The 15,798-nt window shown below is 69.7% G+C and carries 16 protein-coding genes; 4 read left to right on the top strand and 12 right to left on the bottom strand.

Annotated elements, in window-relative coordinates; genetic code table 11:
* Nucleotides 1-232 (bottom strand): hypothetical protein (locus GXW71_RS22895; RefSeq protein WP_211855011.1); only part of this gene is annotated, 232 nt, incomplete at its 3' end.
* Between the two features lie 126 nt (nucleotides 233-358).
* On the bottom strand, nucleotides 359-1,516 hold the full coding sequence (gene zapE / locus GXW71_RS22900; protein ID WP_211855012.1) for a cell division protein ZapE: 1,158 nt from the start codon (nucleotides 1,514-1,516) through the stop codon (nucleotides 359-361).
* 253 nt (nucleotides 1,517-1,769) lie between these two features.
* Here zapE and GXW71_RS22905 point away from each other — a divergent pair, with 253 nt between their 5' ends.
* Nucleotides 1,770-3,296, top strand: coding sequence for a glucan biosynthesis protein (locus GXW71_RS22905; protein WP_246526805.1), 1,527 nt, complete (start codon nucleotides 1,770-1,772; stop codon nucleotides 3,294-3,296).
* Nucleotides 3,278-5,458 (top strand): glucans biosynthesis glucosyltransferase MdoH, encoded by a 2,181-nt coding sequence (mdoH, locus tag GXW71_RS22910; RefSeq protein WP_211855013.1) that lies wholly within the window; start codon nucleotides 3,278-3,280, stop codon nucleotides 5,456-5,458. Before GXW71_RS22905 ends, mdoH begins: the two co-directional genes overlap by 19 nt.
* A gap of 8 nt (nucleotides 5,459-5,466) precedes the next feature.
* Here mdoH and GXW71_RS22915 read toward each other — a convergent pair whose 3' ends face one another.
* The 10 genes from GXW71_RS22915 to GXW71_RS22960 form a co-directional block, all read right to left on the bottom strand.
* Nucleotides 5,467-6,039, bottom strand: coding sequence for a c-type cytochrome (locus GXW71_RS22915; RefSeq protein WP_211855014.1), 573 nt, complete (start codon nucleotides 6,037-6,039; stop codon nucleotides 5,467-5,469).
* A gap of 19 nt (nucleotides 6,040-6,058) precedes the next feature.
* On the bottom strand, nucleotides 6,059-7,264 hold the full coding sequence (locus tag GXW71_RS22920; RefSeq protein WP_211855015.1) for a PQQ-dependent sugar dehydrogenase: 1,206 nt from the start codon (nucleotides 7,262-7,264) through the stop codon (nucleotides 6,059-6,061).
* Nucleotides 7,265-7,551: 287 nt separating this feature from the next.
* Nucleotides 7,552-8,334: a succinate dehydrogenase iron-sulfur subunit gene (locus GXW71_RS22925; protein ID WP_211855016.1), complete on the bottom strand. Its 783-nt coding sequence runs from the start codon at nucleotides 8,332-8,334 to the stop codon at nucleotides 7,552-7,554.
* Between the two features lie 21 nt (nucleotides 8,335-8,355).
* Complete coding sequence (gene sdhA / locus GXW71_RS22930; RefSeq protein WP_211855017.1) at nucleotides 8,356-10,167, bottom strand: succinate dehydrogenase flavoprotein subunit; 1,812 nt, start codon at nucleotides 10,165-10,167, stop codon at nucleotides 8,356-8,358.
* Nucleotides 10,168-10,291: 124 nt separating this feature from the next.
* On the bottom strand, nucleotides 10,292-10,690 hold the full coding sequence (sdhD, locus tag GXW71_RS22935; protein WP_211855018.1) for a succinate dehydrogenase, hydrophobic membrane anchor protein: 399 nt from the start codon (nucleotides 10,688-10,690) through the stop codon (nucleotides 10,292-10,294).
* A gap of 11 nt (nucleotides 10,691-10,701) precedes the next feature.
* Nucleotides 10,702-11,148, bottom strand: coding sequence for a succinate dehydrogenase, cytochrome b556 subunit (sdhC, locus tag GXW71_RS22940; protein ID WP_211855019.1), 447 nt, complete (start codon nucleotides 11,146-11,148; stop codon nucleotides 10,702-10,704).
* Nucleotides 11,149-11,296: 148 nt separating this feature from the next.
* Entirely contained in the window at nucleotides 11,297-11,869 is a 573-nt protein-coding gene (locus tag GXW71_RS22945; RefSeq protein WP_211855020.1) for a hypothetical protein, read from the bottom strand.
* A gap of 89 nt (nucleotides 11,870-11,958) precedes the next feature.
* On the bottom strand, nucleotides 11,959-12,363 hold the full coding sequence (locus GXW71_RS22950) for a DUF350 domain-containing protein (RefSeq protein WP_211855021.1): 405 nt from the start codon (nucleotides 12,361-12,363) through the stop codon (nucleotides 11,959-11,961).
* Between the two features lie 5 nt (nucleotides 12,364-12,368).
* Nucleotides 12,369-13,487, bottom strand: coding sequence for a glutathionylspermidine synthase family protein (locus GXW71_RS22955; protein WP_211855022.1), 1,119 nt, complete (start codon nucleotides 13,485-13,487; stop codon nucleotides 12,369-12,371).
* A gap of 5 nt (nucleotides 13,488-13,492) precedes the next feature.
* Nucleotides 13,493-13,816 carry a hypothetical protein gene (locus tag GXW71_RS22960; RefSeq protein ID WP_211855023.1) on the bottom strand — a complete coding sequence of 108 codons (324 nt, stop codon included), beginning with the start codon at nucleotides 13,814-13,816 and terminating at the stop codon, nucleotides 13,493-13,495.
* Nucleotides 13,817-13,891: 75 nt separating this feature from the next.
* Between GXW71_RS22960 and GXW71_RS22965 the strand changes: the two genes are divergently transcribed.
* Both GXW71_RS22965 and GXW71_RS22970 read left to right on the top strand, forming a co-directional pair.
* Nucleotides 13,892-15,139 (top strand): MFS transporter, encoded by a 1,248-nt coding sequence (locus tag GXW71_RS22965; RefSeq protein WP_211855024.1) that lies wholly within the window; start codon nucleotides 13,892-13,894, stop codon nucleotides 15,137-15,139.
* Nucleotide 15,140: 1 nt separating this feature from the next.
* Nucleotides 15,141-15,794, top strand: a complete 654-nt coding sequence (locus GXW71_RS22970; RefSeq protein WP_211855025.1) for a trimeric intracellular cation channel family protein — start codon at nucleotides 15,141-15,143, stop codon at nucleotides 15,792-15,794.
* Nucleotides 15,795-15,798 lie beyond the last annotated feature (4 nt).

Below are 15,798 nucleotides of genomic sequence, written 5' to 3' on the forward strand. Positions count from 1 at the left end.
CGCGCGCCGCCTGGCGGGCTTCGGTCGCACGGCCGGTCGTCGGACGGGCGTGCCGGGCGGTCGCGGCGCGGGTGGTGCTGGATACGGCGGCGCGGCTGCGATGCGCCGGCCCCTGCTGGGGCGCCTGGGCGGCGACGCGGGTCCGACCTCGCTCACTTGCGGCGGCGGCATCGGCGGGCAGGGCCGCGACACCAAGGGACAGGGCAAGCATAGCGAGGGCGAGGAATCGCATACCGTCTTTGTCTCCCGTGTTGAGAAACCGGGTGACATATTCCGTGAGAGCAAGCAACCCCGCAGAATGTTACAGGGGTTTCCGGATCATTAAGGAACCGGGTGGATCCGAATCCCCAGTAATGTCCTAGGTCAAATGTGCCATGGCCAAGTAGTCCTGGCTCTGCATCTCATTCAGGCGCGAGGCGGTGCGTTCGAACATCGCGGCATTCTCGCCCCGCTCATAGAGCGTGTCCGGCGCGGCCTCGGCTGATACCACGATCTTGCAGCGATGTTCGTAGAGCGCGTCGATCAGCGTGATGAAGCGCCGGGCGCGGTCGAAATTCTCCGGCCCCAGCCGCGGCACGCCATCGATCACCAGGGTGTGGAAATGGGTCGCGATCGCCAGGTAGTCGGCGGGGCCCAGCGGCTTGCCGCAGAGTTCATCGAAATCGAATCGCGCCACGCCGCGGGCCGCCTGCGGCACCTCAAGCCAGCGGCCGAGCACGGAAAGCCGCGTCGGCTCGCCATGGGCGGCACCGGTCAGCTCCCGGAAGGCGGCATCGAGTGCCCGCTCCGCCCGCCCATCGGCCGGCGCGTGCCAAGTCGGCAGGCCGCGGATCCGCTCCCGTCGGTAGTCACGCTGCGCATCGAGGAAGAACACCTCCACATGCTGCTTGATCAGCGCGATGAAGGGCAGGAAGGCATCGCGCCCCGGCTTGCCCTTGAACAGGTCGTCGGGCGCGGTGTTCGAGGTCGCGACCACCACCGTCCCGCGTTGGAACAGCGCTTCGAACAACCGGCCGAGGATCATCGCATCGACGATGTCGTGGACCTGGAATTCATCGAAGCAGAGCAGCGCCGCCTCCGCCGCGATGCTGTCGGCCAGCGGCGCGATCGGATCGGCAGTGTCGCCATGCTGCTTCTTCCAGGCGTGGATGCGGCGATGGCAGTTCTGCATGAACTGGTGGAAATGCAGGCGCTGCTTGCGCGGCACATCGGCGGTCGCGAAGAACAGGTCCATCAGCATGGACTTGCCGCGCCCCACCTCGCCGACCAGGTAGATGCCGCCCGGCGCGTCCGCTGCCTCCTCCACCGGCTTGCGGCGGAAGAAGCGGGAGAGCAGCCCTCCCTCCTCCTGCTGCGGCGCCCCGGGCTTCGGGTCATAGCCTCGGGTGCGGCGCCACAGCTCCTGCAGCCGCTCCGCCGCCCGTGCCTGGGCCGGATCGGCATTCAGCGCGCCGGCCGCGATGCGGGCGCGATAGGCGGGCAGGGGTCCGGCACTGGTGGCCTCGGCCGGCGGCATGTGCGGTGCGGCATCCATGCTCGCGCGGATAGCGGTAACCGAAGTCGCGCGCCAGGGGGCGGTCCCTCGCGGCACCCTGAATTCCCCGCCCAGGGCTGACCGGCTATGCCGGGGCCGGCGGTGATGCCGGCCAGGGAACCTTGCCGCAGCTCCGCCGTTATCGCGCCGCCAGGCGGACATGCGGGCGCGCGAGCGTGCCCGGTGCGGCCCGGCGGCGCCGTCCGCATGCCGCGTACCCCGACTGGAGAAGCCCTTGTTCCGTCGAGAGACCCTCACCGCCCTCACCGGCTCCGCATTGCTGCTGGGCGGATCCCGTATCAATCCCGTATCGGCCCAGCCGGCCGGCGGCGCCCCCGCCGCGTTCAACGACGGAACCGTGAAGGGCCTGGCCCGCGACCTGGCGCGCCGCCCCTACCGGGCGCCGGATGCGACGCTCCCACGCGCCTTCACCGATCTCAGCTATGACGACTACCGGACGCTGCGCTTCGATCCGCAGCGGGCGCTCTGGCGCGAGCCCAACCTCCGCTTCCAGGTCCAACTCTTCCATCGCGGCTTCCTCTATGCCCAGCGTGTCGAGCTGCATGAGGTGGTGGATGGGCAGGCCCGCCCCATTCCCTATGATCCCGCGACCTTCACCCTGGGCGGGCGCGAGCCGCCGGGCGCCGATTTCGGCCATGCCGGCTTCCGCATCCATTTCCCGCTGAACCGCCCGGACGTCTCCGACGAGCTCTGCGCCTTCCTCGGCGCCTCCTATTTCCGGGCGGTCGGCAAGGGGCTGCTCTATGGGCTCTCGGCGCGCGGCCTGGCGATCAAGACCGCCGATCCCGGCGGCGAGGAATTCCCCTTCTTCCGCAGCTTCTGGCTGGAACGCCCGCGGCCGGGCGCCGATTCCATCGGCGTCCACGCGCTGCTGGACAGCCCGAGCGCCACGGCATCCTTCCGCTTCACGATCCGCCCGGGCGATGACACGGTCTTTGACGTGCAGGCGACGATCTTCCCGCGCGCGGAGCTCACCGCCGCCGGGATCGCGCCATTGACCAGCATGTATTACTTCGCGCCGAACGACCGGGTCGGGGTCGACGACTACCGCACCGCCGTCCATGATTCCGACGGGCTGATGGTCGCGTCATCGCGCGGCGAGCAGATGTGGCGGCCGCTGCACAATCCGCGCGACCTGCAGGCCAGCATCTTCGCCGAGGTCAATCCGCGCGGCTTCGGCCTGATGCAGCGCCGGCGCGGCTTCACCGATTATGACGACCTGGAAGCCGGCTACGAGAAGCGTCCGAGCCTCTGGGTGGAGCCGATCGGCGACTGGGGCGAGGGCGCGATCCATCTGATCGAGATCCCGACCGACGGGGAGATCCACGACAACATCGCCGCCTTCTGGCGGCCGGCACAGCCGATGCGGGTCGGCGAGGAATACAACTTCGTCTACCGCCTGCACTGGCTTCCCGCCGCACCCGGCAATCCCGACCTTGCGAAGTTCACCGCCGCGCGCGTCGGCGCCGCCGGCCGCAGCGGCCGCCTCTTCGTCCTCGATGCCGAAGGCGGCAAGCCGCCGCAGCTCGCCCCCGACGCCTTGCCGACGCTGGAGGTCACCGCCAGTCAGGGCGAGATCCGCCACCCGATCGTGCTGCGCAATGCGGTGACCGGCGGCTGGCGCGTCCATTTCGAGCTGGCGCCCGGCAATGCGCGGCTGGTCGAGCTCCGTGTCCTGCTGAAGGTCGGCGGTCAGCCGTTGACCGAGACCTGGCTTTACCGATGGACGGCCTCGGCGTGACGTCGCCCCATGCGCCGGGCTGGCGCGCACTGCCGGAGCCCGCGCCGCTTGAGATGCCGGTGCAGTCGCTGCGGACGCTGCCGCAGCCCGGCCTGGACGCGCGTCCCTCCGCGCCGCGCGGCCTCGGGTGGCGGCGCCTGCTGGTGATCGGCGGCGCCGTCCTGCTGACGGCGTTCGCGGGACGGGAGATGAGCCTCGTCCTCGACATCGCGCGCCCGACGGCGCTGCAGATCGTCATCCTGGCGCTCTTCGTCGTGCTCTTCGCCTGGGTGGCGCTGTCCTTCCTCAGCGCCCTCTGCGGCTTCTTCAGCATGCTGGACAGGCGCGGCGGCCGGCTGGGCATCGCCCCGGACACGCCGCTGCCGACGCTCTCCACACGCACCGCGCTGCTCATGCCGATCTACAACGAGCCGCCCGATCGTGTCATGGCGGGGTTGCAGGCGGTCCATGAATCCCTCGCCGCGACCGGCGCCGCCGAGCACTTCGACATCTTCATCTTGAGCGACACCACCGATCCCGATGCCTGGGTGACCGAGGAGGCAGCCTTCGTCGCGCTTCGGGAGCGGACCGGCGACCATGAGCGCATCTTCTACCGCCGGCGCCCGAAGAACATCGAGCGGAAGGCCGGCAACATCGCCGAATGGGTGACCCGCTTCGGCGCCGCCTACCCGCAGATGCTGATCCTCGACGCCGACAGCGTGATGGAAGGCGAGGCGCTGGTCCGCCTGGCCGGCGCGATGGAACGGCATCCGGATGTGGGGCTGATCCAGACCCTGCCTATCATCGTCAACGGCAACTCCGTCTTCGCGCGCATGCAGCAATTCGCCGGCCGCGTGTATGGCCCGATGATCGCCGCGGGCATCGCCTGCTGGCATGGGGCGGAGGGGAATTACTGGGGCCACAACGCCATCATCCGCACCCGGGCCTTCGCGGCGCATGCGGGCCTACCGGCGCTGCCCGGGCGCAAGCCCTTCGGCGGCCACATCATGAGCCACGACTTCGTGGAGGCGGCGCTGCTGCGGCGCGCCGGCTGGGCAGTGCACATGGTGCCCTTCCTGCGCGGCAGCTATGAGGAGAGCCCGCCTTCGCTGACCGACCTCGCGGTGCGCGACCGGCGCTGGTGCCAGGGCAACCTGCAGCACGCGGCCGTGCTGCCGGCGCGCGGGCTGCATCCGATCAGCCGCCTGCATCTCCTGACCGGCATCGGCTCCTACATCACGGCGCCGCTCTGGCTGCTGTTCCTGATCGCCGGCGTGCTCGGTGCGCTCGAGGCGCGCTTCATCCGCCCTGCCTATTTCTCCGGCCAGCGCACGCTGTTTCCCGACTGGCCGATTATCGATCCCGTGCGCGCCATGTGGCTGTTCATCGGCACCATGGCGCTGCTGCTGGTGCCGAAGCTGCTCGCCTGGCTCGCCATGCTGCTCCGCCGCGAGGAACGCCGCGGCATCGGTGGCGGCCTGCGGTCGCTGGTGAGCATGCTGCTGGAGACGGTGATCGCCGGCCTGCTGGCGCCGGTGACCATGCTGACCCAGAGCGTCGACGTGGTCTCGATCCTGCTCGGGCGCGATTCCGGCTGGCTGCCGCAGCAGCGCGACGACGGCCGCCTGCGGCTCCGTGAGGTCGCCAGGCTCTATTGGCGGCACACCCTGTTCGGTGTGCTCTTCGGCATCGCCTCCTACCTCGTGTCACCCTTCCTGGCGCTCTGGATGCTGCCGGTGACGATCGGTCTGGCGCTGTCGGTGCCGCTGGCGGCGCTCACGGCGCGGCCGTCCGGCGCGTTGCGGCGGCTGGGTCTGCTGCGCATCCCCGAGGAGACGATGCCGCCCCCGGTGCTGCGGCGCGCCAACGAGATCCGCGCGCAACTGGCCGCCGAGCCGGAGCCCGATGGCGAGGCCGTCCAACGGCTGGCCCGGCAACCGGAGCTGCTGGAGGCGCATCGGCGGATGCTGCCCCCACCCCGGCGACCGCGCATCGATCCGATCGACACCGCGCTGCTGATCGGCAAGGTCAAGGTGACGGAGGCGACGAGCCTCGCCGATGCCCTGGGCACGCTGACACGCCCCGAAAAAGCGGCGGTGCTCGCCGACCCGGAGGGGCTGGAGGGCCTGCTGGCCCTGGCGGGCCAAGTGCGCGCGCCCGCTGCGGTGCCGAGCCGGGTCTGATCCCGCGCTCAGTCGCGCTGCGCGAGGAAATGGGCCAGCGCCGCGATGTCCGCGTCGGAGACGCCGTACATCACCGCGTTCATCTGCGTGTCGGTGCCGACACGCCGGTTGTCGCGGTACTCCTTCAGCGTCTGGGCCAGGAAATCCTCGCGCTGGCCGGCAAGGCGCGGCATCTGAGCGCGGCCGCGGAAATCCGGCAGGTGGCAGACGCCGCAATGCATGCGCGCCGACAGCGCGGCGCCACGCTCGGCAAGCGCCACGTCGCGCGGCCCGCGATCCGGTGCGGGGCCGGGCGGCAGGGAAGCGTAGAAAGCAGCTATCTGCTCGATCTGCGCGTCGCTCAGCCCCTGGGCGAATTGCGGCATCGGCGGCGCGTCGCGCAGGCCTTCGCGGAACAGGATCATCTGCAGGGTGATGAACTCGGCCGGCATGCCGGCCAGCGAGGGCACGTTCGGCGTCTCCGAACGGCCCTCCGCGCCATGGCAGGTGGCGCATTGCTCGGCCTCGGGCGGCGCCTGGGCGCCGGCAGGCACAATGAAGGCGGCGGCCAGGAGGGCCGCCGCCAGGATCGCGGGCTTCATGCTCACCGCAGGTGCACGCTCACTGCCGGTGGGTGATGCGGTAGATCGCGCCGTTCTGCTCGTCGGCGACGAGCAGCGACCCGTCGGCGCGCGGCAGCACATAGACCGGACGGCCGAGGAAGCGGTTGTTCGCCTCGTCGCGGAAGCCGGTCAGGAAGGGCTCCACCCCCGTCACGTTGCCCTGCGCGTCGAGCCGCGCGACCACTACCTGGTAGCCGGAGAGCTGCTCGCGATTCCAGGACCCGCGCTGGGCGATGAAGGCAGCGCCGCGATAGGCCGCGGGGAACTGGGTGCCGGTGTAGAAACGGATGCCGAGGCTCGCGGTGTGCGGGCCGAGCAGCGCCGCGGGCGCGGTGAACTCGCTGCAGTTGCGGCGCCCGGCCGCCGGGTCGTTCCAACTGCCGACGCAGAAGGGGAAGCCGTGATCCTCGCCGGAGCGGCGGATGCGGTGCAGGCTGTCTTCCGGGATATCGTTGCCGGCCCAGTCGCGGCCGTTATTGGTGACCCAGAGCTCGCGCGTCGTCGGATGGAAGTCGAAGCCGACCGAGTTGCGGATGCCTCGCGCTTCGATGCGGCGGTCGCTGCCGTCCGGATTGAAGCTGACGATCAGCGCATGCGTGTCGCGGTTGAATTCGCAGATGTTGCAGGGCACGCCGATATTCAGATAGAGGCGCCCATCCGGCCCGAAGGCCGCGAATTTCCAGCCGTGATGCGCATCGGTCGGCAGGTTGAAGGCGCTGGTGAGGTCGGTCGGCTGCGGCACATCGCCCATGCGGCGGCCGATGCCGTCATAGCGCAGCACGCGGTTGATCGCGATGACATAGAGGTTGCCGTCGCGCACCGCGAGGCCGTTCGGCTCGGTCAGGCGCTCCGCGATGGTGCGGGTGCTGCGCTGGCCACCGGCTTCGGTCACCGCATAGACGCGGCCGATGGCGCGGGTGCCCACGAAGACGGTGCCGTCCTCGCCTTCCGTCATGGCGCGTGCGCCCGGCATGCCATGAGCCCAGAGCTCGATCTGGAAGCCCTGCGGCACGCGGAGTGCGGCGACCGGCACCTGATCGGGCGGCGTCACCGTCAGGCGCGGTGCATGCGGGGCGAGCGGCGAGGCCGCCATGGAATCGGGGCGCCCCTGCTGCCAGCCGGGGACGGGCGGCGTCTGCTGCGCCAGGACGGGGCTTGCGGCAAGCGTTGCCGCGAGGCCGAGCGCCAGTGTTGCGCGCTTCATTCTTGCTTCCTCCCGAGATGGCGGGACCGGCATGAGCCCGCCTGGACGGCGCGGAGATTACCGCATCCACAATCTTCCGGAAGGGTTGGTTATCATTGCCCTCAGGCGCCGGCGCCGGCATCCGCCGGCTTGGCTTGCGTGCTGTCAGGGCGCGCCGACGACAGCGGTCGGTCGCGCGCGGGGCCGCATTCGCGGCCCCGGAGCATCGCTGCGCTCGCTCCGCAGGAACCGGTGGCGACCTGTGGCCGCGGGTCGGAGCGTACCGGCCCTCCGAAGCCTCGGCAGGCTCAGCCCTGCCGCTCGACCATCATCTGCTTGATCTTGCCGATCGCCTCGGCGGGGTTCAGCCCCTTCGGGCAGGTGCGCGAGCAGTTCATGATCGTGTGGCAGCGATAGAGGCGGAACGGATCCTCCAGCGCATCCAGGCGCTCACCGGTATATTCGTCGCGGCTGTCGGCGATCCAGCGATAGGCCTGCAGCAGCACCGCGGGACCGAGATAGCGGTCGCCGTTCCACCAGTAGGAAGGGCAGGCGGTCGAGCAGCAGAAGCAGAGGATGCATTCCCAGAGGCCATCCAGCTTCGCGCGCTCATCCTTCGACTGCCGGCGCTCGCCATCCGGCGGCGGCGCGGTGTCCGACTTCAGCCAGGGCTCGATCGAACGGAGCTGGGCGTAGATCTGCGACAGGTCCGGCACCAGGTCCTTCACGACAGGCATGTGCGGCAGCGGGTTGATGCGCACCTCGCCGCTGACTTCCTCGATCGGCTTCAGGCAGGCGAGCGTGTTCAGCCCGTCGATGTTCATCGAGCAGGAGCCGCAGATGCCCTCGCGGCAGGAGCGGCGGAAGGTCAGGCTGGTGTCGATCTCGTTCTTGATCTTGATCAGCGCGTCCAGGACCATCGGGCCGCACTTGTCGAGGTCGATCTCATAGGTGTCGTAGCGGGGGTTCTCGCCGCTGTCGGGATCCCAGCGATAGATCTTGAAGGAGCGGACGTTCTTCGCCCCGGGCTCGGCCTTGTAGGTCTCGCCGGCGGTGACGGTGGAATTCTTGGGAAGCGTGAAGGTCGCCATTGGGGATGGTCCCGCCTTTTCTCAGTACACGCGCGGCTTCGGCGGGAAGACCTGGACCTCGTTCGTGAGGGTCCGCATCTTCACGTCACGGTAGTCGAGCTTCACCTGGTACTTGTCATCCACCCAGGCGAGCGTGTGCTTCATCCAGTTCACGTCGTCCCGGTCCGGATAATCCTCCTGGGCATGGGCGCCGCGGCTTTCCTTGCGCGCCTCCGCGCCGACGACCGTGGTCAGCGCATTGCCGATCAGGTTGTCGAGCTCCATCGCCTCCATCAGGTCGCTGTTCCAGATCAGGCTGCGGTCCTTGACCCGGATGTCGCTGTAGCCCTCGGCGACCTTGGCCATCTTCTCGACGCCCTCCTTCAGCAGCTCGGAGGTGCGGAAGACCGCGGCATGCGCCTGCATGGTGCGCTGCATGGTGAGCCTGAGGTCGGCGACCGAGGTGCTGCCTTTAGCGTGCCGCACGCGGTCGAGCCGCTCGAGGGAGCGTTCGCCGGCGCCGGCCGGCAGCGGCGCCTGGGTCGCGCCCGGCTTGATGGTCTCGGCAGCACGCAGCGCCGCGGCGCGGCCGAAGACCACGAGGTCGAGCAGGGAATTGGTGCCGAGGCGGTTGGCGCCGTGGACCGAGACCGAAGCCGCCTCGCCCACTGCCATCAGGCCGCGCACCACGCGGTCCTGGTCGCCATTGCCGGGGTTCAGCACCTCGGTGTGGATGTTCGTGGGGATGCCGCCCATGTTGTAGTGGACGGTCGGCAGCATCGGGATCGGCTCTTTCGTCACGTCCACGCCGGCGAAGATCTTTGCCGTCTCGGAGATGCCGGGCAGCCGCTCATGCAGCAGTTCGGCGCCGAGATGCTCGAGGTGCAGGTGGATGTGGTCCTTGTCCGGACCGACGCCGCGGCCTTCGCGGATCTCCATCGACATGGCGCGGGAGACGACGTCGCGCGAGGCGAGATCCTTCGCGGTCGGCGCGTAGCGCTCCATGAAGCGCTCGCCCTCGGAATTCGTCAGGTAGCCGCCCTCGCCGCGGGCACCTTCGGTCACGAGGCAGCCGGAGCCGTAGATGCCGGTCGGGTGGAACTGCACGAATTCGTTGTCCTGCAGCGGCAGGCCGGCGCGGAGGATCATGCCGCCGCCATCGCCCGTACAGGTATGCGCCGAGGTGCAGGAGAAATAGGCGCGGCCATAGCCGCCGGTCGCCATCACCACGGTCTGGGCGCGGAAGCGGTGGATGGTGCCATCTTCCAGGTTCCAGGCCATGACGCCGCGGCAGGCGCCCTCCTCGTCCATGATGAGGTCGAGGGCGAAGTATTCGACGAAGAATTCGCAATTGTGCTTCAGCGACTGCTGATAGAGCGTGTGCAGGATGGCGTGGCCGGTGCGATCGGCGGCGGCGCAGGCGCGCATCGCGGGCGTCTTGCCGTAGTTCTGCATGTGGCCGCCGAAGGGGCGCTGGTAGATGCGGCCATCCTCGGTGCGGCTGAACGGCACGCCGAAATGCTCGAGCTCGTAGATCGCCGGCACCGCTTCGCGGCACATGTATTCGATGGCGTCCTGGTCGCCGAGCCAGTCCGACCCCTTCACGGTGTCGTACATGTGCCAGCGCCAGTCATCCTCGCCCATGTTGCCGAGCGCCGCGCCGACGCCGCCCTGGGCCGCGACCGTGTGGCTGCGGGTCGGGAAGACCTTGGTGATGCAGGCGGTCTTGAGCCCGGCCGCGCCCATGCCGAAGGTGGCGCGGAGCCCGGCGCCGCCGGCCCCCACCACGACCACGTCATAGGTGTGGTCCACGATGCGATAGGCGCCTTGGCTCGGTTTGCTGATCGCGTTCATCGCCGCTTCCGTCTTCCTCTTCGGGCCGGGGTGGGGTGGCCGGGGGGGCCGCCTGCCGTCATGCCCGTCGTGCATTCATCTGGGGTGCGCCGCGCGGCCCGACAGGCCCGTGACGCGCCCCGCGTCAGATCGCGATCCGCAGCACCGCCAGCGACGACACCAGCCAGAGCAGGGCGCAGACGCCCTTCACGACCAGGACCGAACCCATGCGGGCGAATTCCGGCTTCACGTAATCCTCGATCACTTCGCGGATGCCGGCGGCGCTGTGGTGGAAGGAAGCCGCCAGGAAGGCCAGCAGCAGCACCGCGTTCAGCGGCCGCGCCACCCAGGCCTGCGCCTCCCCGAAGCTGGCGCCGGCCATGCAGGCCAGCGAGAAGACCAGCCAGATGGTCAGCGGCAGCAGCGCGATCGAGGTGACGCGCTGCATCCACCAAGCCTGCGTGCCGGACTTGGCCGAGCCGAGGCCGCGGACGCGGCCGAGGGGGGAACGGAGCGCGGCACGCTCCGCGATCGGGTTCGCCATCGTTCCGCCCCTCAGATCCAGGCTACGAAGAGGATCAGCCAGGTGATGCCGGTCAGCACCGCAGTGCCGATCAGGACCATATGGCCGCTGCGATAGGTCGCCGGGATGCTGAAGCCGTAGCCCGCGTCCCAGGCCAGGTGCCGGATGCCGTTCAGCGTGTGGTACCAGGCCACCGCTGACAGCCCCATCAGCACCACCCAGCCGAGCACCGAGCCCAGGAACCACTGCACCGCGCCGAAGGGGCCGGGGCCGGCGGCCAGCGCCGCCAGCCACCAGACCAGGAAGAGCAGGCCGATTGCCCAGGCGACGCCGGTGATGCGGTGGGAGATCGACATCGCGCTGGTGATCTGCAGCATGTCGTAGGCTTGCAGGTGCGGCGACAGCGGCCGTCGCACGGGGGCTCCGTCGGTGCGGCTGCCGATCATCCCAGCCTCCCGCCCGTCCTGCATGTTCGACATCGTCTTCAGACTCCGCTCGCCGCCGCCCCACGAGGCGCCGCGATGCGGCGACGGGCGGCTTCGTTGCCGTGTTCTATGGTGCGATGCACGGAAGCGTCAATTCGGGCCGGGGCTGGCCCAGGCCCGAAACGACGCCGATCCGCCCCCATCAGCGCGTCGGCATGTCGAGTTCGGTGATGCTGAGCGTGGCCGGTGCCGGGCCGGACCCGATGATGCCCACCCAGATGTTGTAGTTGCCGCTCTGCGGCCGGGGGAAGGAGATCGCGGGGTTCAGCCCGTGGGTGTCGTCGTTGCAATGCCAGCGCCCCTGCGGGTCGTTGATCACCAGCACGGTATCGGCATTGGACCGAGCATAGATGTTCAGCGGGAAGCTGCCGGCGCGGTAGTTGATGTCGACGTCCGGCGCGCGGCCATTGACCATGCCGATGCAGGCGCCGCCCAGGGCGGCGGCATCGAAATTACCGCCGGCCTGGACCTGGATGGTCCGCGGATCGGGTTCGAACCCGGCCTGGAGGTCCAGCGTGGTGTAGGTCGGGGGCGCCGCCCAGTCGGGTTGATTCCGCGCCTGGGGCTGGGGGCGGGCCTGCGGCGGCGGGGCCGTCCGCTGCGGCGGCGTCTGCGGGGCAGCGCCTTCGCCCTTGGTGCCCTGGGCAAGCGTCATGCCGGAGGCGAGGGCCAGAACCGCGAGGCCGAAGCCGGCGGTGATCGTCGATGCGCGCATTGTTCCACCTTTAAAACAGATCGCCGTGTATGGGTCACGGCGCCTGCCGGGTCAAAGCACGGCAGCGGGAGTCCGAGGAGGAACCGATGTCACGTCGAGAGGCAGGCTGCGTTGACCAGGCCGACGGCCAGGGCGATGGATGCCTTCATCACCGCCGGCGCCATCTCCGCCCGTTCCTCGATCGCGGTGCGCCAGCCGGCGCCGACGATGCGGGTCGCGACGAAGAAGGCGATGAGCTGCGCGACCAGCGCCACCGCGCTCCAGACCGCGGCGTCCAGGAGGTTCGCGGAATTGGCGACCGAGGCGGCGACCGGGATCGCAAAGCCGACGATCGCGCCGCCGAGGCCGAGGGCGGCCGCCGCATTGCCGCGCCGGATCAGCGCGATCTCCGCATGCGGCGTGATGCGCATGTAGATGAAGACAGCGATGCAGATCAGCACGAGCCCGGCCACGAAATGCGACAGGAAGCCCGGCAGGGTGGCGAGGCTGGTCATGGACGTCACTCCCCGGCGAAAAGATGCGGCACGAAGCGGCTGGTGTCGCGGGTGATCGGCGTCGCGTCCTCGCGCATGCCGATCCCCCGCGCTTCGCCGGCGATGATCCAGGAACCGACCACCGGGTAGCGTCCGCCGAAGACCGGCAGTTCCGCATAGGCCTGATAGAGCATGGGCTGCCCGGCATAGGGCCCGTCGGTGACGATCCCTGGCGCCGTGATGTTCGCCCCTTCCCTGCCCCAGAGCGGCTTGGCGATCTCGGGGCCGCCGGTCTTCCCGGGTTCCAGATGCGCGGGCAGCAGGTTCGGATGCTCCGGAAACAGGTGCCAGAGCAGCGAAAGGAAAGCCTTGGAGGCCGGGATCAGCCGCCAGGCAGGCTCGATCCAGCGGGTCGCGGCACGCGGGATATTGGCGCCGAAGCTCTCAGCCAGCAGCCAGTCCCAGGGGTAGAGCTTGAAGATCGCGGCGATCTCGGCGCCCTGCAGGTCGAGGAAGCGGCGCCCGTCCCAGCCGATCTCATCCATATGGAGGAAAGGCGCTTCGATGCCGGCCTGGATCGCGGTGTCGCGCAGGTAGTCGACCGTGCCGCGATCCTCCTCCGAGTCGCGGGCGCAGGCGAAATGCACCCGGCCGGGCAGGCCGAGATTGCTCCAGGCCTGGATCAGTGCCTCATGGATGGAGTTGAACTGGTCCATGCCCTGGGCGGGTCCATCGCCGCTTTCGAGCCATTCCCACTGGATCACCCCGGCCTCGAACAGGGCGGTCGGGGTGTCGGCGTTGTATTCCAGGAGCTTGGGCGGGCCGGCGCCGTCATAGCGCAGGTCCAGCCGGCCATAGAGGCTCGGCTCCTGCGCTTCCCAGGACTTGCGCAGGATCGCCCAGGCGCCGTCGGGGATGCCGAGCGGGCCGTTCAATCCCTGCCGCACTGCGTAGTCCACCGCCTGCCGGGTCATCGCCTCGATCGCGGTGGTCGCGGTCTCGATCTCCTCTATCTCGGCAGCGGTGAAGCGGTAATGCGCGGCCTCGTCCCAATAGGGTTCGCCGGCGATGTCGGCGAAGGCGAAGCCCATGCGGCGGGCTCGCTCCAGCCGGTCGGGCCGGGGATCATGGGCGATCCTCTGCACGCCGCTCAGCCGCCGCTCGAGGCACGCGCGCCGGTCGAGCCGAAGCCGCCGCGCGCCACCGTGCTGGTCCCGGACCGTCCGGCGAAGGCCGACCGGTTGTCGCCGGCATAGGTCTGGCCGTACCCGCCGCTGCGGCCATAGTACCAGGAGCCGAAAGAGCCGACGCGCGAGCTCGCCTGCGACCGGGCGCAGAGCTGGGCGGCATCGGGCCGGTTCTGCTCCCGCGCCAGGCGGCATTCGCGGTCCCGCGCACTCTCGCCGCAGCCGGCGAGGCCGAGCATGACACCACCGCCGAGCAGCACCAGCCGGATGGATCGGCTTCGTTTCATGACGCCATGATAACGGACACTGCATTGACGGGGAAGTGTCTCGGGATCAGCCTCGCGAAGAGGAGAAGGATGCTCATGACCTCCGCGACGACGACCGAGAGCCCGCCGGAGGAGCCTGGAGCGGCCCGGCGCGACGCCAGGGTGCTCGGGCTGATCGGCACCGGGCATTTCCTCTCCCATTTCTACATGCTCTGCCTGGCGCCGCTGTTCCCGGCCTGGCGCGCGGAATTCGACGTCAGCTACGCGACGCTCGGCCTTTCGATCGCGCTGATGAGCGGCACCACCGCGCTGCTGCAGACCCCGGTCGGCTTTGCCGTGGACAAGCGCGGTGCCCGGCGCTTCCTGGTCGGCGGCACCCTGCTGATGGCGCTCTCGGTCGCGGCCATGGCCTTCGCGCCCAGCTTCTGGATGATCCTGCTGCTGGCGATCCTCTCGGGCGTCGGCAATAGCGTCATCCATCCGGCCGACTACGCGATCCTGACCGGCAGCGTGCGCAAATCCTTCATGGGCCGCGCCTTCGCCATCCACACCTTCACCGGCAACCTCGGCTTCATGATGGCGCCGATCATCATCGGCCTGCTGACCGCGGTGACCGGGTGGCGGCAGAGCCTGATGATCGTCGGCCTGCTCGGCCTGCCCGTGGTCGCCGGCATCTTATGGCAGAGCCGGGTGCTGCAGGAACAGGCCAAGCCGCGCAAGGCGGCGGGCGGGCCCGGCGGGCGGGAGCTGCTGCTCTCCCGCAACATCCTGCTGTTCTTCGCCTTCTTCCTGCTCTCCGCCATGGCGGGCTCCGGCATCCAGGCTTGGCTCATCACCGTGATGGGCTATCTCTGGGGCACGCCGGTCGAATTCGGGGCGATGGTGCTGACCGGCTACATGATCGGCGCGACCAGCGGCACCCTTGTCGGCGGCTGGATCGCCGACACCACCAAGCGCAACCTGATGGGCATCGTGATCGGCCTGACCTTGGTGGCGATGGCGATGCTGCTGGTGCTCGGCTTCGTGCCGCTGCCGCAGGTGCTGCTGCCGGTGGTGGCGCTGGCGGGTGGCCTGGCACTCGGCACCTCCCGCACGCCGCGCGACGTCATGCTGAAGGATGCCTGCCCACCCGGGGAGATCGGCAAGGTCTTCGGCTTCGTCTCCGCCGGGCTGCCGCTCGGCAGCGCGGTGATGCCGGTGCCGCTCGGACTGCTGATCGATGCCGGCTATCCGGCGCTGGTGCTGCCGGTGGTCGCCGGCATCCTCGGCCTGTCGCTGCTCTGCGCCGGCAGTGCACAGGAAAAGGCGCGGGCCCGACAGCTCGGGACGCAGCCGGCGGAATAGCGTGTCGCCTTTCGACGATGCGCTGGCGGCGCTGTCCTTCCTGGGCTGCGCGGTCTTTGCCGCGGCCGGCGCGCTGACCGCATCGCGCAAGCAGCTCGATCCCGTGGGCTTCATCCTGATCGCGGCCGTCACCGCCTTCGGCGGCGGCACCACGCGCGACCTGCTGCTCGGCGCGCCGGTCTTCTGGCTGCAGGAACCGGGCCTGCTGGCGCTGACCGCCGGCGTCGCGGTGCTGGTCTTCTTCGCGGCACATCTCGCGGAGCGGCGCTTCCTCTGGCTGCTCTGGGCGGACGCGATCGGCCTGGCGATCTTCGCCGTGCTCGGCGCCGAGGCGGCGCTGCGGGAGGGGGCGAGCCCCGGCATCGCGGTGCTGATGGGCATCATCACCGCGACCTTCGGCGGCATCATCCGCGACGTGATCTGCGACGAGCTGCCGCTGATCCTGCGGCGCGAGATCTACGCGACGGCGGCGGCGATCGGCGCCGGGCTCTATGTCGGGCTGGAGTCGGTGGGCCTCGACCGGACCATCGCGATCAGCGCCGGCATGCTGCTGGCGCTGCTGATCCGCGCGGCGGCAATCCTGCGGGCATGGTCACTGCCCGCTTATCGGGCGCGGGCAGGACGCGACTATCCCGACCGCGGCCCGCCACCCTAAGCGT

This window comes from Plastoroseomonas hellenica (assembly GCF_018129085.1).
In the GTDB taxonomy this organism is placed as follows: Bacteria; Pseudomonadota; Alphaproteobacteria; order Acetobacterales; family Acetobacteraceae; genus Plastoroseomonas; species Plastoroseomonas hellenica.

Excerpts from the sequence above, each read along its gene's own strand:
- sdhA (WP_211855017.1), bottom strand. The coding sequence starts at position 10,167 with ATGAACGCGATCAGCAAACCGAGCCAAGGCGCCTATCGCATCGTGGAC.
- GXW71_RS22960 (WP_211855023.1), bottom strand. The coding sequence starts at position 13,816 with ATGAAACGAAGCCGATCCATCCGGCTGGTGCTGCTCGGCGGTGGTGTC.
- sdhD (WP_211855018.1), bottom strand. The coding sequence starts at position 10,690 with ATGGCGAACCCGATCGCGGAGCGTGCCGCGCTCCGTTCCCCCCTCGGC.
- GXW71_RS22950 (WP_211855021.1), bottom strand. The coding sequence starts at position 12,363 with ATGACCAGCCTCGCCACCCTGCCGGGCTTCCTGTCGCATTTCGTGGCC.
- mdoH (WP_211855013.1), top strand. The coding sequence starts at position 3,278 with ATGGACGGCCTCGGCGTGACGTCGCCCCATGCGCCGGGCTGGCGCGCA.
- zapE (WP_211855012.1), bottom strand. The coding sequence starts at position 1,516 with ATGCCGCCGGCCGAGGCCACCAGTGCCGGACCCCTGCCCGCCTATCGC.
- GXW71_RS22920 (WP_211855015.1), bottom strand. The coding sequence starts at position 7,264 with ATGAAGCGCGCAACACTGGCGCTCGGCCTCGCGGCAACGCTTGCCGCA.
- GXW71_RS22925 (WP_211855016.1), bottom strand. The coding sequence starts at position 8,334 with ATGGCGACCTTCACGCTTCCCAAGAATTCCACCGTCACCGCCGGCGAG.
- GXW71_RS22965 (WP_211855024.1), top strand. The coding sequence starts at position 13,892 with ATGACCTCCGCGACGACGACCGAGAGCCCGCCGGAGGAGCCTGGAGCG.
- sdhC (WP_211855019.1), bottom strand. The coding sequence starts at position 11,148 with ATGTCGAACATGCAGGACGGGCGGGAGGCTGGGATGATCGGCAGCCGC.
- GXW71_RS22915 (WP_211855014.1), bottom strand. The coding sequence starts at position 6,039 with ATGAAGCCCGCGATCCTGGCGGCGGCCCTCCTGGCCGCCGCCTTCATT.
- GXW71_RS22945 (WP_211855020.1), bottom strand. The coding sequence starts at position 11,869 with ATGCGCGCATCGACGATCACCGCCGGCTTCGGCCTCGCGGTTCTGGCC.